24 protein-coding genes are annotated in these 23,435 nt (G+C 65.2%); 19 read left to right on the top strand and 5 right to left on the bottom strand.

Going from position 1 to position 23,435, the window contains the following annotated elements:
- Window positions 1–31 precede the first annotated feature (31 nt).
- Window positions 32–541: a 30S ribosome-binding factor RbfA gene (gene rbfA, locus DAD99_RS01880; RefSeq protein WP_185263105.1), complete on the top strand. Its 510-nt coding sequence runs from the start codon at window positions 32–34 to the stop codon at window positions 539–541.
- A 688-nt stretch (window positions 542–1,229) separates the two neighbouring features.
- A complete protein-coding gene (locus DAD99_RS01875; protein WP_193340109.1) occupies window positions 1,230–1,715 on the top strand; it encodes a nucleoside deaminase in 486 nt (161 codons plus the stop codon).
- 12 nt (window positions 1,716–1,727) lie between these two features.
- Here DAD99_RS01875 and DAD99_RS01870 read toward each other — a convergent pair whose 3' ends face one another.
- Window positions 1,728–2,894, bottom strand: a complete 1,167-nt coding sequence (locus DAD99_RS01870) for a pyridoxal phosphate-dependent aminotransferase (protein ID WP_193340108.1) — start codon at window positions 2,892–2,894, stop codon at window positions 1,728–1,730.
- A gap of 131 nt (window positions 2,895–3,025) precedes the next feature.
- Between DAD99_RS01870 and truB the strand changes: the two genes are divergently transcribed.
- From truB to DAD99_RS01820, 10 genes are all read left to right on the top strand, one after another.
- A complete protein-coding gene (gene truB, locus DAD99_RS01865; protein ID WP_193340107.1) occupies window positions 3,026–3,964 on the top strand; it encodes a tRNA pseudouridine(55) synthase TruB in 939 nt (312 codons plus the stop codon).
- A gap of 2 nt (window positions 3,965–3,966) precedes the next feature.
- Window positions 3,967–4,320, top strand: a complete 354-nt coding sequence (locus DAD99_RS01860) for a hypothetical protein (RefSeq protein ID WP_185263109.1) — start codon at window positions 3,967–3,969, stop codon at window positions 4,318–4,320.
- A 1-nt stretch (window position 4,321) separates the two neighbouring features.
- Window positions 4,322–4,792, top strand: coding sequence for a hypothetical protein (locus DAD99_RS01855; protein ID WP_193340106.1), 471 nt, complete (start codon window positions 4,322–4,324; stop codon window positions 4,790–4,792).
- 203 nt (window positions 4,793–4,995) lie between these two features.
- Window positions 4,996–5,979 (top strand): bifunctional riboflavin kinase/FAD synthetase, encoded by a 984-nt coding sequence (locus DAD99_RS01850; protein WP_193340105.1) that lies wholly within the window; start codon window positions 4,996–4,998, stop codon window positions 5,977–5,979.
- Between the two features lie 40 nt (window positions 5,980–6,019).
- Window positions 6,020–6,874 (top strand): tryptophan 2,3-dioxygenase, encoded by an 855-nt coding sequence (gene kynA / locus DAD99_RS01845; RefSeq protein WP_193340104.1) that lies wholly within the window; start codon window positions 6,020–6,022, stop codon window positions 6,872–6,874.
- Window positions 6,871–8,130 (top strand): kynureninase, encoded by a 1,260-nt coding sequence (gene kynU, locus DAD99_RS01840; protein ID WP_193340103.1) that lies wholly within the window; start codon window positions 6,871–6,873, stop codon window positions 8,128–8,130. Before kynA ends, kynU begins: the two co-directional genes overlap by 4 nt.
- Before the next feature lie 242 nt (window positions 8,131–8,372).
- On the top strand, window positions 8,373–8,642 hold the full coding sequence (gene rpsO / locus DAD99_RS01835; protein WP_104063120.1) for a 30S ribosomal protein S15: 270 nt from the start codon (window positions 8,373–8,375) through the stop codon (window positions 8,640–8,642).
- 248 nt (window positions 8,643–8,890) lie between these two features.
- On the top strand, window positions 8,891–11,143 hold the full coding sequence (locus DAD99_RS01830) for a polyribonucleotide nucleotidyltransferase (protein WP_193340152.1): 2,253 nt from the start codon (window positions 8,891–8,893) through the stop codon (window positions 11,141–11,143).
- A 124-nt stretch (window positions 11,144–11,267) separates the two neighbouring features.
- Entirely contained in the window at window positions 11,268–12,611 is a 1,344-nt protein-coding gene (locus DAD99_RS01825) for a pitrilysin family protein (protein ID WP_185263113.1), read from the top strand.
- Window positions 12,612–12,642: 31 nt separating this feature from the next.
- Entirely contained in the window at window positions 12,643–13,104 is a 462-nt protein-coding gene (locus DAD99_RS01820; protein WP_193340102.1) for a DUF1579 family protein, read from the top strand.
- Between the two features lie 94 nt (window positions 13,105–13,198).
- On the opposite strand, the gene DAD99_RS01815 is transcribed toward DAD99_RS01820, so the two are convergent.
- Window positions 13,199–13,480 carry a hypothetical protein gene (locus tag DAD99_RS01815; RefSeq protein WP_193340101.1) on the bottom strand — a complete coding sequence of 94 codons (282 nt, stop codon included), beginning with the start codon at window positions 13,478–13,480 and terminating at the stop codon, window positions 13,199–13,201.
- Between the two features lie 204 nt (window positions 13,481–13,684).
- Here DAD99_RS01815 and DAD99_RS01810 point away from each other — a divergent pair, with 204 nt between their 5' ends.
- Window positions 13,685–14,827 (top strand): helix-turn-helix transcriptional regulator, encoded by a 1,143-nt coding sequence (locus DAD99_RS01810; protein WP_193340100.1) that lies wholly within the window; start codon window positions 13,685–13,687, stop codon window positions 14,825–14,827.
- Between the two features lie 19 nt (window positions 14,828–14,846).
- Here the strand turns inward: DAD99_RS01810 and DAD99_RS01805 are convergent, their stop codons facing one another.
- The 3 genes from DAD99_RS01805 to moaA form a co-directional block, all read right to left on the bottom strand.
- Window positions 14,847–16,391 (bottom strand): HNH endonuclease signature motif containing protein, encoded by a 1,545-nt coding sequence (locus tag DAD99_RS01805; protein ID WP_193340099.1) that lies wholly within the window; start codon window positions 16,389–16,391, stop codon window positions 14,847–14,849.
- 187 nt (window positions 16,392–16,578) lie between these two features.
- A complete protein-coding gene (locus tag DAD99_RS01800) occupies window positions 16,579–16,845 on the bottom strand; it encodes a MoaD/ThiS family protein (protein WP_160669617.1) in 267 nt (88 codons plus the stop codon).
- Window positions 16,846–16,849: 4 nt separating this feature from the next.
- Window positions 16,850–18,034 carry a GTP 3',8-cyclase MoaA gene (gene moaA, locus DAD99_RS01795; RefSeq protein WP_193340098.1) on the bottom strand — a complete coding sequence of 395 codons (1,185 nt, stop codon included), beginning with the start codon at window positions 18,032–18,034 and terminating at the stop codon, window positions 16,850–16,852.
- Between the two features lie 249 nt (window positions 18,035–18,283).
- Between moaA and DAD99_RS01790 the strand changes: the two genes are divergently transcribed.
- From DAD99_RS01790 to dapB, 6 genes are all read left to right on the top strand, one after another.
- Window positions 18,284–19,798 (top strand): molybdopterin-dependent oxidoreductase, encoded by a 1,515-nt coding sequence (locus tag DAD99_RS01790; RefSeq protein WP_309233179.1) that lies wholly within the window; start codon window positions 18,284–18,286, stop codon window positions 19,796–19,798.
- Window positions 19,795–21,069, top strand: a complete 1,275-nt coding sequence (gene glp / locus DAD99_RS01785; protein WP_375372169.1) for a gephyrin-like molybdotransferase Glp — start codon at window positions 19,795–19,797, stop codon at window positions 21,067–21,069. The genes DAD99_RS01790 and glp overlap by 4 nt, the downstream gene beginning before the upstream one ends.
- A complete protein-coding gene (gene moaC / locus DAD99_RS01780; protein WP_193340096.1) occupies window positions 21,057–21,551 on the top strand; it encodes a cyclic pyranopterin monophosphate synthase MoaC in 495 nt (164 codons plus the stop codon). Before glp ends, moaC begins: the two co-directional genes overlap by 13 nt.
- Window positions 21,548–22,117: a molybdenum cofactor biosynthesis protein B gene (locus tag DAD99_RS01775; protein WP_227007509.1), complete on the top strand. Its 570-nt coding sequence runs from the start codon at window positions 21,548–21,550 to the stop codon at window positions 22,115–22,117. The genes moaC and DAD99_RS01775 overlap by 4 nt, the downstream gene beginning before the upstream one ends.
- Window positions 22,107–22,568, top strand: a complete 462-nt coding sequence (locus tag DAD99_RS01770) for a molybdenum cofactor biosynthesis protein MoaE (protein WP_185263121.1) — start codon at window positions 22,107–22,109, stop codon at window positions 22,566–22,568. Before DAD99_RS01775 ends, DAD99_RS01770 begins: the two co-directional genes overlap by 11 nt.
- A 94-nt stretch (window positions 22,569–22,662) precedes the next feature.
- Window positions 22,663–23,433, top strand: coding sequence for a 4-hydroxy-tetrahydrodipicolinate reductase (dapB, locus tag DAD99_RS01765; RefSeq protein WP_193340095.1), 771 nt, complete (start codon window positions 22,663–22,665; stop codon window positions 23,431–23,433).
- Window positions 23,434–23,435: the final 2 nt, after the last annotated feature.

Below are 23,435 nucleotides of genomic sequence, written 5' to 3'. Positions count from 1 at the left end.
CCGTCGTACATCCAAAATTTTAGGAGTGGAAATGGCTGATCCCGCACGGGCTGCCAAGTTGGCGCAGCGGATTAAGGTTGTTGTTGCGGAGGCTCTGGGCCGGAAGGTTAAGGATCCTCGGCTGGAGGGCATTACTGTTACCGATGCCCGGGTCACCAATGATCTGCAGCATGCCACGATCTACTACACCGTTTTCGGCGACCAGGCGATCCAGGCTGATGCTGCCAAGGGCCTGGAGAAGGCCAAGGGTGTGCTCCGCCAGGAGGTGGGGCGCAACGTGACTGTCCGTCTGACTCCGACGCTGGAATTTGTTGCAGACCAGATCCCTGTCGTTGCCTCGAACCTGGAGGAACTGCTCCGGGCCGCCAAGAAGCGCGACGCCGAGGTGGCTGCCCTGGCCGAAAACGCCAAGCACGCCGGCGACGCCGATCCTTACAAGAGCGACATTCCCGCCGATGTGGAGATCGACGAGGACGACTTCGACGAAGAGGACATTGACCTCACCGACGACGAAGATCTCGATGAAGACGCCAATAAGTAACTGACACGAGGCGAAGGCCCGGACCCGCAACTGAACTGGGCGGGTTCTAGCGGTCGTTGCAACACCCAGAATTTTTGGGAGTTGCAACGACCGTGTCGTCTTTAACGAAGGAAGCTGCCAGCAGGAGGAAATACACGCCGGCGCAGAGGGCTCAGTTCTTTTCGGTGTTGGACCGGTGTGGGAGTGTGAGCGAGGCCGCGGCGGAGCTCGGCTTCAATCAGATGACGTGCTACCAATGGTCCATAAATCTCGGTTCCCTGAGCGGGTCCCACGGAATCGGAAAGCGGACCAGAGGAAGTACACGCCTGCACAGAAGGCACAGTTCTTCGTCGTGTTCGACCGCGTCAAGAGCACCACGCAGGCCGCGGCGGTAAGACAGCGACAGTCGAGACGTCACCGGAATCAGCATCGACTTTGAGGATGGCATTCATGCCGGCGTCAGCAACATAAACAGTGGACCCCTTGACTGCCGTGGCATAGGGATGGGAGTCAAGGGCACCCGTGTACCGGGCTGACGAGTCTTCGACTTCAGGTAGCCCCCAAGCGCATCGGGATTACCTCCACCACCGCCCACGCTCTCCACGAAATAGGTCGTCCCGCGTCTGGTTTCGACACCGCCGACGCAAATTTCCTTTTCTGTGCCCCCTATTTTGAACCGGAAATCCTGGGCCCTGGCTAGGATCTAGATATGACGCAGGCGAGCGACAACCACGAGGCCACCCGCTACCTGGAACAAGCCATTGAGCTGGCTGTCCGGAACGTCTCCGACGGCGGCGGGCCGTTTGGTGCGCTGGTGGTGACCCCGGATGGCCGGGTCCATGAAGGCATCAACCGGGTCACCCGGGACAACGACCCCACCGCGCATGCAGAAGTGGTGGCAATCCGCGCTGCCGCAAGGGCGGGGGCCACGTTCGACCTGAGGGGCGCCGTGCTCTACGCCAGCTGCGAGCCGTGCCCGCTCTGCCTGTCCGCCGCGTTGTGGGCACGGATCGATCGAGTCTATTTTGCGGCCGACCGTCATGGTGCAGCCGCTGCCGGTTTCGACGACGCCGTGTTCTACGAGTATTTCAACGGCACACGTCCGGAACTGCTGCCGGTCGCCCAAGCCGCCATTCCGACGTCGGACGCTCCGTTTCTTGCGTGGCGCCGCAACACGAAACGCAAAGACTACTGACCAGGTGCCGGGTCAGGAGTCCTGACGATCCGGCAGCCTGCCGACGCCGTTGACCAGATCCTCGCAGGCACCACACAGCGCGATCCGCACCCAGCCTTCGCCAATCGAGCCAAACGCGGTTCCCGGCGCGAACGCGACGCCGGAATCGGAGAGGAACCGTCGGGTCCAGCTCCGGACGTCCCCGTCGCTGACATGGGAGACGTCGGCCCAAAGATAGAAGGCTCCCTGGGCACTTAGGTACGGGATTCCTTTGGCGTCCAGCACTGCTGAGGCAGCGTCCCGGTTGGCCCGGTAGTGGTCATGGGCGTGACGGACGTAATCCTGCGGGCCTGTCAGCGCCGCCAGCGCGGCATACTGCGACGGGGAGGCAACGCAGGAGACAATTGCCTCCATCACGTTGTTCATCTTCTGTTCCAGCCCCGGCGGACAGATCAGGGCACCGATCCTCAGCCCGGTCAGGCCGTACGTCTTGGAGAGAGTCAGTGACGTAAACACCCGCGCTTCGCCGGGGACGTCGCTGTCGAACCGGGCCGGGCTGACGTGAGGGACGTCGTAGGTGAAGGCCTCGTAGCATTCGTCGGAAATGATCCAGAGATCATACTTGCGGGCAAGGTCCACCAGCTGGCGGGTCAGGTCCTCGCCGAGGACGGCGCCCAGCGGGTTGGACGGGGAGTTCAGGATGAGCACCCGGGTCCGGTCCGTGATGAGCGCCTCAATGTCATGGATCCGCGGCTGGAAGTCATGCTCGGGGTACAGCGGATAGCCGACGGGTACGGCATTCAGGAGCCGGCCGGTCATGGCGAATGTGGGGTAGCCGGGGTTGGGGATCAGGATCTCGTCGCCGGGGGAGAGCAGGAGGCTCATGGCGAAGTGCAGGCCCTGCTGCGCGCCGTCCACCACGTAGACACGCTCCGCTCCGAGGCTGGTATCGAGTCCGGCTCGTTCGCGGAACCTGGCGGCGAATGCTTCACGGAGGGCCGGGATGCCGGCGTTGGGCGTGTAGTTGGTCTCGTCCCGGTCGAGGCACGCCATGCCGGATTCCAGGATGTGGCGGGGGAGCGCGAAGCCCGGTTCGCCGATGCTCAAGACGATGGCCCCGGGGGTATGCCAGGCGGCCTCGGTGATTTCCCGGATCTGGTTGACGGGGACGTCGCGCGCGTGCGCCGCAAGCTCAGGCATGGATGCCATCCTAGCCGCCGGAGCCGGAGCCGGAGCCGGCGCCGGGGGCAGGGGGGCAGTGGGGCAGGAGGCAGGAGTTGGTGGTGGGCTAGTGGGCAGGGGTGGTGGTCAGCGCCGATATACTGGGAAGCGTGCTTTCTGGACTGGTGATAGTGGACAAACCGCAGGGATGGACCAGCCATGATGTGGTTGGTCGGATGCGGCGTCTCGCCGGGACCCGGAAAGTGGGGCATGCCGGCACCCTCGATCCCATGGCTACCGGCGTCCTGGTGGTCGGCATCAACAAGGCCACCCGGCTCCTGACCTACATCGTGGGCACGTCGAAGACGTACACGGCAACCATCAGGCTGGGCCAGTCCACCATCACGGACGACGCCGAAGGTGACGTGATTGCCGCCGTCAGTGCAGCCGCCGTCGCCGACGAAGCAATCCACGACGGCGTCGCCGCCCTCACAGGTCAAATCCAGCAGGTGCCCAGCAGCGTCAGCGCCATCAAGGTCAACGGTGAACGTGCCTACGCCCGGGTCCGCTCGGGTGAAGAGGTAAAGCTCGCGGCGCGCCCGGTCACCATCCACCGTTTCGAAGTTCACGGCATCAACCGGGAATCCGGCGGCGACGTTGTGGACATTGATGTCACGGTGGAATGCTCCTCCGGCACCTACATCCGGGCCCTCGCCCGCGACCTCGGCGACGGGCTGGGAGTGGGCGGCCACTTGACCGCCCTCCGCCGGACCAACGTTGGCCCGTACTCTCTGGACCAGGCCCGGACGCTGGAACAGCTGGCCGAAGAGCTTAATGTCCTGGAAATGTCGCAGGCTGCCAGGGCACTGATGCCCAACCGAGAACTCACGGCAGAGGAGACCACCGAGATTTCCTTCGGACGCCGGATCGCAGCCGGAGCGGAAGCGGGCGATCCCGCCGCCGCCACCACTGAGCACCCAGCGGCGGCGTTCGCGCCCGACGGCAGCCTCGTGGCGCTTCTCGCGGACTCCGGAAACTTTGCCAAGCCCGTACTGGTGTTCGCGCCGGGCAATGGTGCGCCCGGAAAAGCAGCGGGCGGGGACGCCTAGGCATGGACGCCTACTTCTATATCATCCTGGTGGTCGGCCTGCTCTCCAGCGGAATCTGCCTCGGTGCCGGCATCCTCAAAAAGGCCCCCAACGATTTCACCATCCTCTCTGTTGCCGCCGTCGAGCTGGCACTGCTGGTTTATCTGGTGGGCTCGATCGTGAGGGTTATCGCGGGCGAACCGATTGCCGGCGAAGCCTGGGAATTCTGGGGATACCTGGCCACTGCGATGCTCCTGCCGCCGGCGGCCGTGTACTGGTCCATCCTGGAACGGACCCGCTGGAGCAACTTCGTCCTCGCGGCCGTCGGTGTCACGGCCTTGGTGATGGCCGCCCGCATGAATCAGATCTGGTACTGAAATGGAAGAAGCACGCAACGTGAAAGCACCTCGTTCGGAAGCAACCCGTGCCAAGGCAGATGCCAAGGCCGGCGGCAAGGACACCCGGAACACCGGCCCCGGACGTCTGCTCATTGCCGTCTATGCAGTGTTTGCCATTTCGGCTACCGCACGCGCCGGCTACCAGATCCTGACGAAGTTCTCCGAGGCTCCGCTCGCATACCTGCTGTCCGCCTTCGCGGCGCTGGTCTACGTGGTGGCAACCGTGTCGCTGGCCAAGCCCGGCCGCACCTGGTTCAGGATCTCCCTGGCCGCCGTCCTGGTGGAACTTGTCGGTGTGCTGGTGGTGGGGGCGTTGAGCGTCATCGATTCGGTGGCGTTCCCGCATGAGACCGTCTGGTCCCTTTTTGGCCGGGGCTACGCGTTCATTCCGCTGCTGCTGCCGATCCTGGGACTGGTGTGGCTTTACCGGCGCCGGCCGCGCCGGCAGTAATACCGCGCCGGCAGTAATACCGCACCCGCGCTGCACCGCACCAGCGATCGGTGGCTGCCGGCAAGCCTTCGGGTATGTCCGCGCGTGCCGTCCCGTTGGCCTGGCGGCGTGCGGAAGCCATCCTGAATGCGGGTAATCTTAGAGAGTTCCGGCGCCGGTGCGTTCGGAGAGATGTCAGTTTTAGGCAGTAAAAGGCGAGGGTGATGGTCTACATCTGGAACGATCCGGCCGAGGTCCCGGCGGACTTTGGTCCCTCCGTTGTCACTTTTGGCAACTTCGACGGCGTGCATCGCGGGCACCAGCAGGTGCTCTCGGAGCTCATCCGCTCGGCGCGGCTCAACAAGACCAAAGCCGTTGCCCTCACCTTTGATCCGCACCCGGCCCTGATCCACCGCCCGGAGTCCGCGCCTGAAATGATCATGGGCCTGCAGGACAAATTGGTGGCATTGGGGGAGCTGGGCCTGGATGCGATTTTGGTGATGAAGTACTCGCTGAACCTGGCAAGCCTCACCCCTGAGGAATTTGTCAGCCAGGTCCTGGTGGACAGCCTGCACGCCAGCCATGTGGTGATCGGTCACGATTCCCGGTTCGGCCGCGGCAACTCCGGTGACCTTGACACCATGAAGCAGTTGGGCGAAAAGTTCGACTTCGACGTCCAGGTCATCAGTGAGTTCGGTTCAGAAGGTTACCCGCTGCATAACGACGGCGGCACGGACCGCCGGTGTTCCTCCACCTGGGTGCGCGAAGCATTGCAGGAGGGCGATGTCTCCACCGCCGCCGCGGTGCTGGGACGACCGCACCGGATGCGCGGCGAGGTTGTCCACGGTGCCGCCCGCGGCCGTGTGCTCGGGTTCCCCACCGCCAACCTTGCCAACCAGGCCAGCGGGTTCATCCCAGCCGACGGAATCTACGCCGGCTGGCTGGTGGACCAGGCCGGCACGCGCTGGCCGGCGGCCATCTCGGTGGGGTCCAATCCCACGTTCGACGGCGTCAGCCGCCAGGTCGAAGCCCATGTGATCGACCGTCCGCACGAGGCCGTGGAGGATTTCGATCTGTACGGCCAGACAGTAGTGGTCGAATTTGTGGCGCGGCTCCGCGGCATGGTGGCATACCGTGGGCCGGAGGCGCTTGTTGACCAGATGCGTCTGGACGTTGTTCAGGCCCACGATCTCCTGGTGCGGCGCTGACCGGGTCCCACCCGCAACGAACAGCCAGGGAGGCAGCACAGTGGCCGTCGAGAAGAACACACGCAAACTGGACAAAGGCATTGTCCGCGATTTCAGTTCCCGGATGAGCTACGCGTCCTATCTCCACCTGCCCACCCTGCTCAGTGCCCAGCAGCCGGTCAGCACACCCGAGCACCACGACGAGCTGCTGTTCATCATCCAGCACCAGACCACCGAGCTGTGGCTGAAGCTGGTCCTGCATGAGCTCCGCAGCGCCGCGGCCTGGCTGCGCGCAGACGATCTCGGCTCCGCACTCAAGGGCATCGCCCGGGTCAAGCACATTCAGAGAACCCTGACGGAGCAGTGGTCGGTGCTGGCCACGCTGACGCCTACGGAGTACTCCCAGTTCCGCGGTTTCCTGGGCACCTCCTCCGGCTTCCAGTCCAGCCAATACCGGGCCGTCGAGTTCATCCTCGGCAACAAGAACCGCAAAATGCTGCCAGTGTTCGAATCGGACCCGGAAGCACACGCCCTGCTGGAGGAGCTGCTGAACGCGCCCAGCATCTACGACGAGTTCCTGGCCTACCTGGCCCGGCAGGGTTTCGATGTCCCGCAGTCCATCCTGGAGCGGGACGTCAGCCGCGCCCACGAGTTCTGCCCCGACCTGTTACCGCTGTTCAAGCACATCTACGAAAACGCCGCCGATAACTGGGGCGCCTACGAGGCCTGCGAGGAACTCGTGGACCTGGAAGATAATTTCCAGCTCTGGCGGTTCCGGCACCTCCGCACTGTCCAGCGGACCATCGGGATGAAAACGGGAACCGGGGGATCAAGCGGCGCTGCCTTCCTGCAGAAGGCCCTTGAGCTCACCTTCTTCCCTGAATTGTTTGCGGTACGGACGGAGATCGGCCAATGAGCAATGCGATGGACGCGAAGATTGAAACTCTCGAGGGCACCACCCTCCTTGAGCAGGCATTGGGACTGGACGCCGCTGACCCGTTGGCACTCTACCGCGGCCTCTTCATCGGGACGGACATGGACCTTTCCTACCTCGACGGCAATTCCCTGGGCCGGCCGCTGAAGAGGACCCCGCGGGACATCAGCACCTTTATCGAGGAAGGCTGGGGCGGAAGGCTCATTCGTGGGTGGGACGAGGAATGGCTGGACTTGCCACAGGCCATCGGCGATCAACTGGGCCGTGCTGTCCTCGGCGCAGCCCCGGGCCAGACCGTCATCGCCGACTCCACCACGGTGGTGCTCTACAAACTGATTCGTGCTGCGCTGGCCACCGTTGCTGACGCGGCCCGCACCGAGATTGTCCTGGACACCGACAATTTCCCCACGGACCGCTACCTGGTCGAGGGCATCGCCCGCGAGGAAGGCCTGACCCTGCGCTGGATCGAAGCCGATCCAGCGTCCGGGGTCACCATTGAGCAGGTGCGGGACGCAACCGGTGCGGCCACCGCCGTCGTACTTTTAAGCCACGTGGCCTACCGCTCCGGCTTCCTGGCAGACCTTCCGGGTATTACGGAAGCTGCGCACAGCGCGGGGGCACTGGTGGTCTGGGATGTGTGCCATTCCGCCGGCTCAGTGGAGCTGGACCTGGACGGGGCGGATGTGGATTTTGCCGCAGGCTGCACCTACAAGTACCTCAACGGGGGACCGGGCTCGCCGGCGTTCGCCTACGTCAACCGCCGGCACCTGCCCGGACTCCAGCAGCCGATCTGGGGCTGGATGGGACGCAAGGACGCGTTCGAGATGGCAGCGGGCTACGAGGCGGCGCCCGGCATCCGCAGTTTCCTGAGCGGCACGCCGGCTATCTTCGGGATGCTGGCCATGCGCGGGACCCTTGATCTCATCGAAGAGGCCGGCATGGCTGCCATCCGGGAGAAGTCGCTGAAACTCACCGCCTACGCCGTGCAGCTGTATGAGGCCTGGCTGGAGCCGACGGGCGTGGAGCTGGCATCGCCGCGCGATCCGGAGCTTCGCGGGAGCCACATCACCCTGGATCATCCGGCGTTCCGGAACGTGACGGCCGCGCTGTGGGAACAGGACGTCATCCCGGACTTCCGCGCACCACAAGGGATCCGCGTGGGGCTGTCGCCCCTGAGCACCAGCTTCGCTGAACTGTTCCGGGGGATGGCTGCCATTCGGGATCAGCTGCGCCGCTGAACTGCTGCCTTCTGCTGACGGTTTTTGGGGACGGCATTTGGTGACGGGGCTTGGCGACGGCGGGGGCTGTTTCGACAAGATTGCGGCGGGGCCGGTAAACTAAGGGTTGGTTCCGGCTGCAGTCCGTGGCGGCTGGTTCCTGTCATGTGTGGAAAGACCCTGGTTTTCGGGGAATTCCCGCGCGGGCAGACCCGGCAGTGAAGTACTGAATCGGGCCTCACGGCACATCTCTAGGAGTTATTGTGGCACTTGAAGCCGCTGTAAAGCAGTCCATCATCCAGGATTTCGCAACGTCCGAGGGCGACACCGGTTCACCGGAGGTCCAGGTTGCAGTCCTGACTCAGCGGATCAAGGATCTGACTGAGCACATGAAGGTGCACAAGCACGATTACCACACCCAGCGCGGTCTGCTGGCCATGGTTGGTCGGCGCAAGCGTATGCTCACCTACCTCAAGAACACTGACATCACCCGCTACCGTGCGCTCATCGAGCGTCTCGGCCTGCGCCGCTAGTCAGCTTTAAGGGGCGGCCCCTTCCGCGACGGAAAGGGCCGCCTTCTTCAGTACAAAATTAAACAGGAGGATCAACCGCATCACGCATTCGCGGTCCTCGGTAGTGATCCCCGGGAACGGCTTCGAAGAATGAAGCCCTCGGCCCGTGGGTCTCGATCGATGACCGGGTGCAGTGCAGGCCAGTAGACAGATGCTGGACTGGGTTGATGCGGCTGGACTCCGTGAAACAAGAAACGGAGGTGACTCTCTTGGAGGGTCCCGAAATCCAGTTCTCAGAAGCAGTCATTGACAATGGCCGCTTTGGCAAGCGTGTAATCCGCTTTGAAACCGGCCGCCTTGCCAAGCAGGCAGCCGGCGCAGCCATGGTGTACATCGACGAAGACACCGCGCTGCTGTCCGCCACCACCGCAGGCAAGCACCCGCGCGAAGGCTTCGACTTCTTCCCCCTGACGGTTGACGTTGAAGAGCGCATGTACGCCGCCGGCCGTATCCCGGGCTCGTTCTTCCGCCGCGAAGGCCGCCCGTCCACCGAGGCCATCCTGGCCTGCCGCCTCATGGACCGCCCGCTGCGTCCGGCCTTCGTCAAGGGCCTGCGCAACGAGGTCCAGATCGTGGTGACCGTCCTGGCCATCAACCCTGACGAGCTCTACGACGTGGTGGCCATCAACGCCTCCTCCATGTCCACCCAGCTCTCCGGCCTGCCGTTCTCCGGCCCGATCGGCGGCGTCCGCGTTGCCCTCGTCGCTGACGAGCACGGTTCGCAGTGGGTTGCTTTCCCCAAGCACTCCCAGCTCGAGAACTCCGTGTTCAACATGGTTGTAGCCGGCCGTGTTGCCGGTGACGACGTCGCCATCATGATGGTCGAAGCCGAAGCAACCGACAACTCCTGGAACCTCATCAAGGAACAGGGCGCCACGGCTCCCACCGAAGAGGTTGTCTCCGAGGGCCTCGAGGCTGCCAAGCCGTTCATCAAGGCACTCTGCGAGGCCCAAGCTGACCTGGCTGCACGCGCTGCCAAGCCCACCGTTGAGTTCCCGGTCTTCCTGGACTACCAGGATGACGTCTACGCTGCTGTTGAGTCCGCTGCCGCTGAGAAGCTGGCCGCTGTCTTCCAGATCGCTGACAAGCAGGAACGCGACGTTGCAACGGATGCGCTCAAGGACGAAGTCACGTCTTCCCTGGCCGGCCAGTTCGAAGGCCGCGACAAGGAGCTGTCCGCAGCATTCCGCTCGGTCACCAAGCACGTTGTGCGCCAGCGTATCCTCAAGGACCAGATCCGCATCGACGGCCGTGGCCTGACGGACATCCGCCAGCTCACCGCCGAAGTTGAAGTTCTGCCCCGCGTGCACGGCTCGGCAATCTTCGAGCGCGGCGAAACCCAGATCATGGGTGTCACCACGCTGAACATGCTCAAGATGGAACAGCAGATCGATTCGCTGTCGCCCGTCACGCGCAAGCGCTACATGCACAACTACAACTTCCCGCCGTACTCCACCGGTGAGACCGGCCGCGTGGGTTCGCCCAAGCGCCGCGAAATCGGCCATGGCGCCCTCGCAGAGCGCGCCATCATGCCGGTACTGCCGTCCCGCGAGGAATTCCCCTACGCGATCCGCCAGGTGTCTGAGGCTCTCAGCTCCAACGGTTCGACGTCGATGGGTTCCGTCTGCGCCTCGACGCTGTCCCTGCTCAACGCAGGTGTGCCGCTGAAGGCAGCTGTTGCCGGCATCGCCATGGGCCTGGTCTCCGACCAGGTTGACGGCCAGACCCGCTACGCAGCCCTGACCGATATCCTCGGCGCCGAAGATGCTTTCGGCGACATGGACTTCAAGGTTGCCGGCACCGCCGAATTCGTGACGGCCATCCAGCTGGACACGAAGCTCGACGGCATCCCCGCGTCCGTGCTGGCAGCAGCGCTGAAGCAGGCCCGCGAAGCCCGTCTTCACATCCTGGACGTCCTGAACTCCGCGATCGACACCCCGGATGAGCTCTCCGAGTTCGCGCCGCGCGTCATCGCGGTCAAGATCCCGGTTGACAAGATCGGCGAGGTCATTGGGCCCAAGGGCAAGATGATCAACCAGATCCAGGAAGATACCGGCGCGGATATCTCCATCGAGGACGACGGCACGGTCTACATTGGCGCCACCAACGGTCCGTCTGCTGACGCAGCACGTTCCGCGATCAACGCCATTGCCAACCCGCAGATCCCGGAAATCGGCGAGCGCTACCTGGGTACGGTCGTTAAGACCACCACCTTCGGTGCCTTCATTTCGCTGACCCCGGGCAAGGATGGCCTGCTGCACATCTCCGAGCTGCGCAAGCTGGCCAACGGCAAGCGCGTGGACAACGTTGATGACGTGGTTTCCGTCGGCCAGAAGATCCAGGTGGAAATCACCAAGATCGATGACCGTGGCAAGCTGTCGCTGTCCCCCGTAGTGGCTGAAGAAGAAGGCGTCGAGCTTGTTGACGCTTCCGCCGCAGAGGGCGCTGCCGAAGCGGAGTAGTCCACTGGCGCGGAGTATCATCCTCCGTCACTCAGCATGAATCGACGGGGCCGGTGGATGATCCACCGGCCCCGCCGCTGTTACGATGGCAGCCAGATCCGGCTGCCTCTCCTGAAAGGCTTCAATGACTGTTGTACCCCTGCCGCTTGAGCAGAACCAGCCCGGCGACACCCTGGTCCACGGCTCCGACGGCGGCTCCGTTGTCCGGCGTTCAGTGCTGCCGGGCGGCGTGCGGGTACTCACCGAAGCGATGCCGGGCCAGCGTTCGGCGACCATCGGTTTCTGGGTGGGCGTCGGGTCACGCGATGAAGCCCCGGGCCAGCACGGCTCCACGCACTTCCTGGAGCACCTCCTGTTCAAGGGAACCAAGCGTCGCACCGCCCTGGAAATCGCCTCGGCCTTTGATGAAGTGGGTGGGGAGTCCAACGCCGCCACGGCCAAGGAGAGCACGTGCTACTTCGCACGAGTGCTGGACACGGACCTGCCGATGGCCATCGACGTCATTGCCGATATGATCACCGGTGCCGTCCTGGATCCGGCCGAAATGGAGCAGGAACGCGACGTCATCCTGGAGGAAATCGCGATGGACAGCGATGACCCCACGGACGTTGCGCACGAGAACTTTGTGGCTGCCGTCCTGGGCAGACACCCGTTGGGCCGCCCCATCGGCGGCACTCCAGCCGCGATCCGGGCCGTCGCCCGCGACTCTGTCTGGGAGCACTACCGCCGCTACTACCGCCCGGATGAGCTGGTCATCACCGCCGCCGGGGGCCTGGAGCACGACGTCGTCTGCCGCCTTGTGGTCAACGCCCTCCACACTGCCGGGTGGTCACTTCAGCCGGACGCCGCCCCGGTGGATCGCCGTTCCACTGCGCGGGCGGACATCACCGGCACCGCCGGGCTGCATGTGGTCAAGCGTGCAGTTGAGCAGGCGAACATCATCATGGGCTGCCCCACGATTGTGGCCACCGATGAACGGCGCTACGTCATGAGCGTCCTCAACGCCGTCCTGGGCGGCGGGATGTCCTCGCGGCTGTTCCAGGAGATCCGCGAAAAGCGTGGCCTAGTGTACTCCACATACTCCTTTGCCTCCTCTTACGCGGATGCCGGCTACTTCGGGATGTACGCAGGGTGCACTCCGTCCAAGGTCCGCCAGGTGTTGGACCTGCTGGGGCTGGAGCTGGACAAGCTTGCCGAAGGCGGGATCTCCGACGACGAACTGCGCAAGGCCGTAGGCCAGCTGTGCGGCGGAATTGTCCTGGCACTGGAGGACACGGGCTCCCGCATGTCCCGCCTGGGCCGCGCTGAACTGGTGTCCGGTGAATACCAGGACATCGACGAGACCCTGCGGCAGATCAAGGCGGTCACCGCGCAGGAGGTCCAGGACCTTGCCAGGGAACTGGCAGCCGCCCCGCGGACTGTCACCGTGGTGGGCCCGTTTGAGGAGACCGAAACCTTCGGTCTCTGAGCGGCAGGCCCGCGCCCGCAATAATGAACCTATGAACATTCCGCAGCCGGGCACGGTGCACGCCGTACTGGAGAACTTTCTGGGCCATTGGCGCGGCAGCACCCGGCTGGACGCGTCAGCCTGGGGGCCCCAGCGCACGGCCGCCGCGGAAGTCAGTTACACCAGGGCTGCCGGGGGCTACGCCGTGGTGCAAAGTTACAGGCACACCGAAGCTGATGGCACGCACTTTGAGGGCCATGGAGTCTTTACTGTCGACCGTGACCACAACGACATCCTCTGGTACCACGTGGACAGCCTGGGCCTGCCGCCTGGAGCCCCGGCCCGGTGCACGTGGGTGGATGGTGTGCTGCGCGTCGAGCGCCACAGTGACCGGAGGACAGCCCGCCATACTTTCCGTGTGGACAACGACGTGCTGATCCACACCGCAGAGTTGCGCCTCGGCGACGGCCAGGACTTTGTCCCGTTCATGACGTCCGAGTACCGCCGCGTCTGACCCCATCCCGCCGTGCGTTCCACCGTGCCCACAGACACTGACGGCCCCTGCCTCTGCACGAAAAGACACTTGCGGCCCTTCAGTAGTCCGGCCGTCAGCCGGCTGATTCCAGAATCCTTGTCCGCGGCGCGCCGTTCAAGGCTGGCGCTGCGGAGGAAGAATTCCACACCCTGTCTTTCAGGGTCGCCAGCAATTGCTCGGCCTGGCCGCGTTCCTTGAAATCGAGTTCCACCACCACGTAGTGGGGGTCGTCCACCGGCTGGGAAATCCGGTGGCCGACGACCCCGGACGCCGCGCGGTCCACCGGATCCCGGTCGAAGGCCTCCTTCCACATGCCAAAGTCCTTGATGCCATGTTCTATCTGCAGTGTGTACATTGCTGATTCTCCTTAGTTGATCGCGTTAGTTCGTCGCACTTTTGACTCCGTGCTCCGACCCTTCGCCCCGCTGCCGGGAGAGCCGCAGGGTTCCGCCGCGTGGCGTACCGTCACGGTAACTGTTGGCCGCTGCCGCCGGTATCCCAGAAATCTGGGCCCTGGGACGGCAGCGCTGGCGCCGGCCGCGGAGCGCATACTGGGGGAATGACCGCTGGCAGGCCCTGGCGCCGGAGCCTTGAACGGATCCGGCTGATCGGCGATTCCGCCCCGGATCACCACTCATTGCGCACTGCTGTGATTGCAGAGCTGGGCCGGGTGCTTCCGTTCAGCGCCTTCGTCTGGCCGATTTCAGATCCGCTGACGGCGACGGGCATCTCGCCCATTGCCCGGATTCCGTGCCCTGACGAACTGCCGTTACTGATCCGGCTCAAGTACCTGACGCCGGCAGGTCGGTGGACGCGGTTGGCGATCAGTACGTCGCCGGCGACGACGCTGCTGCGAGAAACGGCCGGTAATCCATCCCGGAGCCTGGTATGGAATGGTTTGATGAAGCGCTACGGAGTGACAGATGTCCTGTTCGCAGTGCTGGCGGACAAACACGGCTGCTGGGGTTGGCTTGACCTCTGGCGAACGGAGCAGCAGGACGATCCCTTTACTGCCGAGGAAGTGGGATACATCGCCGCCGTGACGCGTGAGGTGATGCCCGCCCTGCGTCGTTCGATAGCCCGGCAGTTTCTTATGGAGATGCCCGGCAGACACGACCCCGCAGGACAGGAGGTGGTCCGTCCGGGGACGTCAGCCATCGACGGAGGTCCGAGGCCGGACTTGCCTCAGCAGGCTGTGCTGACTCTGGATGCGGATCTGGCCGTGGTGGGTGGAACGGCTTCGGTGGGGGAGTGGCTGGGGCTGCTTCAGCCTGGCCCACGCCCCTTTCAACGCGTAGCGGCCGAGGTTTTCAACGTTGCTGCCCAGTTGCAGGCGCGTGAGGCGGGCGTGGATCGTCATCCTGCGTCCGCCCGTGTGCACATAGGGTCAGGCCAGTGGGCCCTGATCCAGGCCAGCCGGATGGACTCCACCGGCACAGCGGCCATTCCGCCATTGGCCGTGACCATCCAGGCCTGTCCTCCGGGGGCGCGCCTTGATATGTTCGCCCGGAGCTTCGGGCTGACAGCACGGCAGCGGGAATTGTTTGAACTTGCCGCCAGCGGCGCCGACACCAACGCCATGGCTGACGCCTTGGGGATCGGGGCCTACACCGTCCAGGATCAGTTCAAGCAGATTTTCGAGACATGCGGCGTCCATAGCCGCGCGACGTTGTTGGCCGTGGCGATGGGAACGGCCCAGTAACCGATTGGACCCGAGGAACTCAGACGCTTCGTGGCTCGGACACACCCGAGTGCCCATGGGACTTATCCTGCCAGCCAGGGTAGTGGGTTCTTGCGTCCGCGCCCAGGGTCGAGGGCAGGTTTGCATCGGCCTCTCCGTCCAACTCCACGTCCGCACTGCCCACCAGAACCGAATCGGGCATGGGGCCCGTCGCGTTGCCGGTCGCGTTGTTGGTTTTGGGGCGGATTTCTGGCCAGTGGGGTGGTTCCCAGTCGGGGTGTTCGCTGGTGTAGTGGCGTCCAGACGGTGATGTCCAGCCGGGTGGTTCATTGTTGGTGGCGGTGGTGGGTGTCCAGGCTGTGGTGTGGCGGAGTCTGTGGTGTTTGTGGCAGGGCTGGCCGAGATTTGAGATGCCGGTGGTGCCGCCGTGGGCCCAGGCGAGGATGTGGTCGGCTTCGTTGTCCAGGGAGTGGTTGCTGCAGCCCGGGAACGGACACTTCCCGTCCCGAAGTCTGAGCCATTGGCGTTGGGCTTTTGTGACCCGGTAGCTGGTCCGCCCGATCTCCAGCGGTGCACCGTCCCGCGGGTCGGTCAGGACCCGGTGGAAGGACTCCGCACCGTCGGCGATCAGTTGCCGGGCCATCGACGGCGGGATCGGCCCGTATCCGTCCAGCATGGCGGGTTCATCTGTCAGGCCCATCAGCGCGAACAACGGCACGGTCACGAGAACTTGGGCCTTCGGTGACGGGATCAGATCGGATTCCCCGTCCCCGCCCAATAGCCAGTCCGCGGCAACGTCCGCACGCAGCTGGGTGAGGGTCCGGGATTCGTCCGGTCCTTGGAGGGCCCTCGCGGCGGTGGTGGTGCGGTCCCAGATCCCGGCTGCCTGGTCGGCGGGGAGGTAGGCGGAGAGCCAGGTCATGCCGTCGCGGTCCGGGGCGTACTCCACCCGCCGATCCTGGAGACCGCGTGCGTGGCGTTTTTCGATGCTGACCGGGTGATGGCGTTCCCGCCAGGTCCGGGCTTTGTGCCGGAACCGGCCGGGGATAAGTTCCCCGGCCGGGCCACGGGCCGGATTCACGACCTCGGGGTCCAGGAAATGCGCCTCCAGCGCCTGCGCCGCGGCGGGATCCAGGTTCATGGTTTCGTCGACCATGATCCTCGCGTGCTGCCACGAAATCGTCCCCGCCTGCAACGCGGACAGGGTCAGCGGCAGGTCCGTGGTCAGCGCGTGCGCCTCAGCGAGCAGGGTACCGGCACTGCGTTCACTGACGGTCAGGGCACAGGCGACCTCGGCGACCACTGCCATCTCCTGACCGGCATGGTCCTGCGGCGACTCAGCAGGGCCCGCCAGAGCCTCGGCAGCGGCGCTGTAACCGGCAGCCAACCAGACCTTCAGGGCGGCACTTTTCGCGTCCAGCCGCGAAATCGCGGCCAGCCCGTCCAGGAAATCATCCGCCGCCCGCCGCAGCGGATCAGCATCCCTGCGATCGGAGAAATCAGCCCCGCCCCGGAGCCGTGCAGCAAGCTCAGCGAAAGACACCGAAAGGGCCTCCGCCGTCACCACAGCTCCTCTGCTATCCATACCTAAATCATCCCCGGAGGGACTGACAAAAACGGCAAGGCTGAACGCCTATGTGGATAACCCTGCGGCCTCGTTGGCCTTCGTACAGGGATAAAGGTCAAGGGCCCGGCTGTATCGGAGCGAGGGGACACTTCCGGCCCTCAGATCTGGGGCCTGAACTGTCCGTTCGCGCTGTCCGAAGCGTGTCTTACCCGCCAGCGAACGGAGGCAGCACATCAACCACATCGCCCGGATTTAACACAGTGGTGCGGTCCCGGACGGCCACCTCGTTGAGCAGGAAGCTGCTCCGGGACAGGATCCGTTGCAGGGGAGGAGTGCCGGCAGGCGGCTCGGCGCGGTCCACAGCCAGGACTGCCTGCAGCAAGCCGGCCACCGTAGTCCCGGACGCGAGATCAAAGGACTCCTCGTCCACACCTGCAGCAGCGCGTGCGGCAGCGAAGTAACGTACGTTCAAGAATTCAGCCTCCGATGGCGCTCATGCTGCGGTCCGGCTGGACAAAGTCCGGCGCGCCGAGACCTGTGTGGTCCATGCCGTGGGCCTTTGGCTTGACCCACATGGCGTCCTGCCAGCGTTCGGCCAGGGCTTCGTCGCTGGCGCCCTCCCGCAGCAGACCCAAAAGATCAAACTCCTCACGGGAGAACAGGCAGCTCATGATCTTTCCCTCGGCCGTGATCCGCGTCCGACGGCAGTCGGCGCAGAACGGCTCCGTGACGGAGGCGATGATCCCCACGGTACCGAGCACCGGCCCCTCGGCGTCCGGCCCCTTGGCGTCAGGCCGGTCGGCGTCCGGCACCCCGGTACCCTGCCCCGGACCATCGGGCCCCGCAGACCCGGCCACCCGGCGTCGTACGTCAAAGCGTTCTGCCGGGGCTCCATCGCGGGCACGGGTATCGGGGCTCAACACAAAGTCGCGCGAGAGCAGGGAACGGATCTCGGCCGCCGTGATCATGTTCCGTCGCGTCCACCCGTGGTCCGCGTCAAGGGGCATCTGCTCGATGAAACGCAGTTCGTAGCCGCGGTCCAGTGCCCAGGCGAGCAGAGACGGCGACTCGGTGTCGTTGATGCCGCGCATCAGCACGGCGTTGAGCTTGACGGGGCCCAGCCCCGCGGCCCAGGCGGCATCGACGCCTGCGAGTACGCGGTCCAGGAACGGGCGCCGGGTCAGCTTGGTGAAGGTCTCTTCGTGCAGCGAATCGAGCGAGACATTGATGCGGGTCAGGCCCGCGGCTTTGAGCGCGGCGGCTTTTTTGTCCAGGCCCACGCCGTTGGTGGTCATTGAGATCGGCAGCTCCGGGTGATTGCTCCGCAGGGCCGCGATGATATCAATCAGGTCCGCTCTGACCAGCGGCTCCCCGCCCGTCAGCCGCAGTTCCCGGACACCGAGCAGGTCCACGCCAATACCGACAATCCGCACGATTTCCTCGGCCGACATCACAGCCTGTTTGGACAGCCACTCAAGCCCCTCGGCCGGCATGCAGTACGTACAGCGCAGATTGCACTTGTCCGTCAGTGACAGCCTCATGTCCGTGGCCCGGCGGCCGTACTGGTCCAGCAGCCCGGGCGGAGTGCCGGCCGGCCGGGCAGGCGGCAGGCCCGGCCCGGCATCTTCTCGGGGTTGCGGCATGCCTAGCTGAACACTCATGAAATCAGGCTACGCCACCTTTGGCCGCGTCGTGGCGCCGGTGCCGCAGGATGATCTTACGGAAGTCGTACAGAACTCCCGAAGACGGCCAAGTCCGGCGCTGCCGGGTCCCGGCGAACCTATGCTGGAGAGGTGAACAGCTCCCAGCCCCTGCAGGAAACGGCCGACGACGGCGCCACCTCTCCCGGGCGCTCGGGAACTGCGGGTGCCGCTCAGTTCAGCCGCCGCTGGGCAGCAGCCTCGGGGGCCGTGGCCGCCGGCGCCGCCCTCGTCATAGGGGAGTTGCTGGCAGGCCTGATCAGTCCGTCCCTCTCGCCCCTGACGGCAGTTGGCGGGGCCCTGATCGATGCCGTTCCGCCGGGTGTGAAGGACTGGGCCATCTCCTTGTTCGGCACCGCCGACAAGGCAGTATTCGTGGCCGGGATGCTGTTGGTTATCGCAGCAGTCGGGGCGTTGGCCGGCATTCTGGAACAGCGCAGGCGGTTTGCCGGTGCAGCGGTGATTGGTGTTTTTGGGCTCGTCGGGCTTACTGCGGTGCTTACCCGCGCCCAGTTGACCCCAGCAGCGGCTGTGGTTCCATTGGTCGCAGCCCTGGCTGGAGCACTTCTGCTCGGATGGCTGAGCCGCCGGCTCCAGGAAGGACTGCCGGCCGGCGCAGCGGGGACAGAAATGTCCGCGAGGACTGCACGAACCGCCGGGCGGCGCACGTTCCTGCAGGTCCTGGCTGCGAGCGCCGGGGCCACCGCCGTTGGTGGGATTGTCGCCGCGGTCTGGCGAGGAGCGGCCGCCGGCATCAGTACTGCCCGCGAAAAACTGACGTTGCCCGCTCCATCGTCTGAAGCGCCCGCGCTCCCTGCCGGCGCCGAGGTAAGCCTGGACGGAATGCAGCCGCTGGTCACCCCGAACCGGGACTTCTACCGGATCGACACCGCCCTGATTGTCCCTTCCCTCGACCCCGAATCCTGGGTACTCCGCGTCACTGGAATGGTGGAACAGGAGATTGAGCTGAACCTGGCTGATCTGCTGTCCAAGCCCCTGATCGAACGTCATGTGACCATCGCCTGTGTGTCCAACGTGGTGGGCGGGGACCTGATTGGCAATGCACGCTGGCTTGGCTGGCCGGTGCGGGAAGTCCTGGCCATTGCCCGGCCGCAAGCCGGTGCCGATATGGTCTTGTCCCGAAGCTCCGACGGCTGGACTGCGGGCACCCCGCTTGAGGTCCTCACCGACGATCGCGACGCCCTGCTCGCGGTGGGGATGAACGGCGATCCGTTGCCGTTGGAACACGGCTTCCCGGTCCGCATGATCGTGCCTGGCCTCTACGGCTACGTTTCCGCCACCAAATGGCTCACCGAACTCCGTGTCACCAGGTTCGCGGACGACGTCGGCTATTGGACGCCGCGCGGTTGGTCCGACCGTGGCCCCATCAAAACGTCCTCACGGATCGACGTGCCTCGAACCGGCCGGCGGGTGAGTGCTGGAACGGTCATGTTTGGCGGCGTGGGCTGGGCACAGTACACCGGGATCGGCAAGGTGGAACTCCGCGTCAACCGCGGTCCGTGGCAGGCAGCCCGGCTCGCACCCGGGATTTCGCTGGACACCTGGTACCAGTGGCAGGCTGGCATCGAGCTTGCTCCTGGGCAGTACGAGGTCCAGGTCCGCGCGACGGACCTCAACGGCGAGCCGCAGGTCGAGGAACGCCGGCCGGTTGCTCCCGACGGGGCCACCGGCTTCCACACTATTAGAGTTGATGTGAATCCATGACCGCCCGGACCGAAGGCAGGACCATGCACAGCTCTCCGCACCAGCACGGCCACACGACCCACCACGCGCGGTCCGTCGCCCTGCACCGTGCCGCTGTCACCGAACTGCTGACACCCCTGGTCGCCCGGAAAAAGACGGAAAGGCTGGCACTTCGGGACGCGTTGGGCAAGGGGCTCGCCCAGGACGTTGCGGCCCCCCTGAGCCTCCCGCCGTTCGCCAACTCCCAGATGGACGGCTTTGCCGTCAACAGCGCGGACGTTCCCGAAAGCGGCGCGAAACTGCCTGTGGTGGTTGTCCCCATTCCGGCAGGCGCCGTGCCGGCGGCCCTGGGCGGTGGCACTGCCGCCGCCATCATGACGGGAGCCATGCTCCCCGCCGGCGCTGACGCCGTCGTGCCCGTGGAACGTGCCATCCCGGACCGGTTTCCTGCCGGAGGGGAAGCAAGCACCGTGTGGTTGCCGGCGACGGCGGCGGGCACCTTCGTGCGGTCGGCCGGGAGTGATATTGCGTTGGGGGAGCGGGCGTTGGCGGCGGGCACCTTCCTCGGCCCGGCGCAGCTGGGGCTGCTGGCGGCCCTGGGGATCGCCGAAGTTACTGTTCGCCGGCCGGTGACCGTCCTTCTGGCAACCACAGGCGACGAAGTGGTGGAACCCGGCCGGCCCTTGCCGGCCGGCAAGATTTATGACTCCAACGGAACGCTCCTTGAGAGTGCCATGCGGCAGGCGGGCCTGGCCGTGGTGCGCACGGCCATTGCCTCGGACCATCCTGACGAATTCCGCTCATTGCTGCGCAGCCATGCCGGAGCGGTGGACATGATCGTTACCACGGGCGGGGTCAGCCAAGGAGCCTACGAAGTTGTCCGCCAGGCCATGGAGGGCGAGGGCGCCGAGTTCCTGCATGTCGCCATGCAGCCCGGTGGCCCGCAGGGCATCGGAACTTTCGACGGAGTACCCTTCCTGGGATTCCCGGGAAATCCGGTCAGCTGCCTCGTTTCCTTCGAAATGTTCCTGCGGCCCGTGCTGGCCGAACTTTTTGGATCGCCCGCACCTCGGATCCCGGTACGCGCACGGCTGGGCCACGGCCTGTCGTCGCCGGAACATAAGCATCAGGTCCGGCGCGGAACCCTCCAGGGGGATGGAACCGTCCGCTTGGAAGGAGGCGAAAGCTCCCACCTCATGCATGCCCTCGCCGGCTCCAACGCGCTGGTGCACGTACCGGTTGGGGTCTCGGTGCTCGCCGAGGGCGACGAGGTGGAAGTATGGATGCTGTGAATCCAGAACATAACCCGTCCGCGCTGACCCATCTGCGCCAGGACGGCAGCGCCCAGATGGTGGACGTGTCCGCGAAAGCCGAAACCACCCGGGAAGCCACAGCCACTGCCACGGTCCGCACCACTGACGAAGTGCTGGGCCTGCTCGGATCCGGCGGCCTGCCCAAGGGTGATGCCCTGGCCGTGGCGCGGGTTGCCGGCATCATGGCGGCAAAAAAGACGCCCGAGCTCATCCCGCTCTGCCATCCCTTACCGCTCTCGAAAGTTACCGTGGACTTCGAGCTCGGAACCGATTCCGTGGCGATCCTGGCCACGGTCAAGACGCGCGGGGTCACCGGGGTAGAGATGGAAGCACTGACGGCGGCCTCTGTGGCCGCGCTCAGCGTGTACGACATGATTAAGGCCGTCGACAAGCACGCCGTGCTGACCGACATCAGAGTGCTGGCGAAAAGCGGCGGCAAGAGCGGGGACTGGACACTATGAGCACCGAGAGCACTATCCTGCCCGAGCCAAACAGCGGGCCGCTTGCACCTCAACCTCACCTGCCGGAGCCGCACACGCACGGCGAAGTGCAGGGGCGCAAGGCCGGGGTTGTCATTGCGTCCACCCGTGCGGCCGCAGGCATCTATGAGGATGAAACCGGCCCGGTCATCATCGACTGGCTCACCGAGCACGGCTTTGAGGCCTACCCTGCCATGGTGGTGCCGGACGGTGAGCCTGTTGGTGCCGCCATCAGGGCCCTCCTCACCCAGCATCCCGCCGTCGTGATCACCAGCGGCGGTACCGGGCTGAGCCCGGACGATCGCACACCCGACGTGACCCTGCCCCTTCTGGACCGGGAAATTCCGGGCATCATGGAGGCGATCCGGCGCGAAGGCGCAGTCAAGACGCCGCTCGCCGCGCTCAGCCGCGGGCACGCCGGAGCTGCGGGGCAGACCTTTCTTGTCAACCTGCCCGGGTCGCCCAAGGGCGTTATGGACGGACTGTCGGTGCTCGATCCGCTCATTGGGCACCTGTGCGACCAGCTGGAGGGCGGACATGGGCACTGAATCGGTTTTCGAAGTGGTCCACGCGGTGCTGAGCGCAGAACCGATCTCCGTGGACCAGGCCATCGCTGCCGTGGAGTCTGACACAGCAGGGGCGGTGGTCAGCTTCAGCGGCGTGGTGAGGAATCACGACGGCGGCAAGGCAGTGGAGCGGCTCAGTTACAGCGCGCACCCCACGGCTCATCAGGTGATGGCCGACGTCGTCGCCCGCCTTGCCGCCGAACATGCCGGGGACGGATCCGCCACGCAGCCCGTGCGGATCTGGGCTGCCCACCGCATCGGAATGCTCAACATCGGTGATCCGGCGCTGGTCTGTGCGGTCTCCGCTGCGCACCGAGGACAGGCCTTTGCCGTGTGTTCCGAACTGGTGGACCGCATCAAGGAGCAGGTGCCCATCTGGAAGGAACAGTTCTTCGCCGACGGCACGGTGGAGTGGGTCGGCGCAGGCAGCTAGGGCGCACCGGCTTCCCTACGCCTTCCGGCGGCCGCGAGGTAACGCACACCTTTCGGTTCAATCCCGCACCCGGCCCGACGGTAGGGTTAACGGCATGATCGAACAACTCTCCGCGCCCACCCGCGTGGCTGTCCTGGGCGCCAACGGGCGCATGGGCGCCGAAGCCGTTAAGGCCGTTGAAGCGGCTCCTGACCTGCTGCTCGTAGCCGCCCTGGGACGCGGCGACTCGCTGGACCAGCTGGCGACGTCGGGTGCCCACATAGTGGTGGACCTCACCGTCCCCGAAAGCACCGAAGCAAACGTGCGCTACGCCGTCGAGCATGGCATGCATGCCGTCGTGGGGACCACCGGTTGGGACGCCACCAGGCTAGCCGCCCTGGAGGCACAGCTGGCGGAGCGCCCCGAAACCGGGGTGCTGATCGCCCCCAACTTTGCCCTTGGCTCCGTGCTGGCCTCGGCCTTTGCCGCCAAGGCCTCCAAGTATTTCGCATCCGTGGAAATCATCGAACTCCACCACCCGGAAAAGGTTGATGCCCCATCCGGGACGGCTGTCCGCACCGCCCAGCTCATCGCCGCCGAGCGCAAGGCGGCGGACGTTCCGGCCAGTCCTGACGCGACCACCAGTGAACTCGCCGGCGCGCGGGGTTGCGACGTTGAGGGAGTCCGTATTCACAGCGTTCGGCTCCGCGGGCTCGTGGCCCACCAGGAGGTGCTGCTCGGCGGGCCGGGGGAGCAGTTAACCTTCCGGCACGATTCCTTTGACCGGGCCTCCTTTATGCCTGGAGTGCTGCTGGGCGTGCGGAATGTCGCCGCACATCCGGGACTGACGGTGGGCCTGGACGGCTACCTGGACCTGGAACTCTAGGC

Source organism: Pseudarthrobacter sp. AB1 (genome assembly GCF_014926485.1).
In the GTDB taxonomy this organism is placed as follows: Bacteria; Actinomycetota; Actinomycetes; order Actinomycetales; family Micrococcaceae; genus Arthrobacter.
The sequence above is the reverse complement of the archived record's forward strand: the minus strand, read 5'-3'. Positions and strand labels throughout refer to the sequence as shown.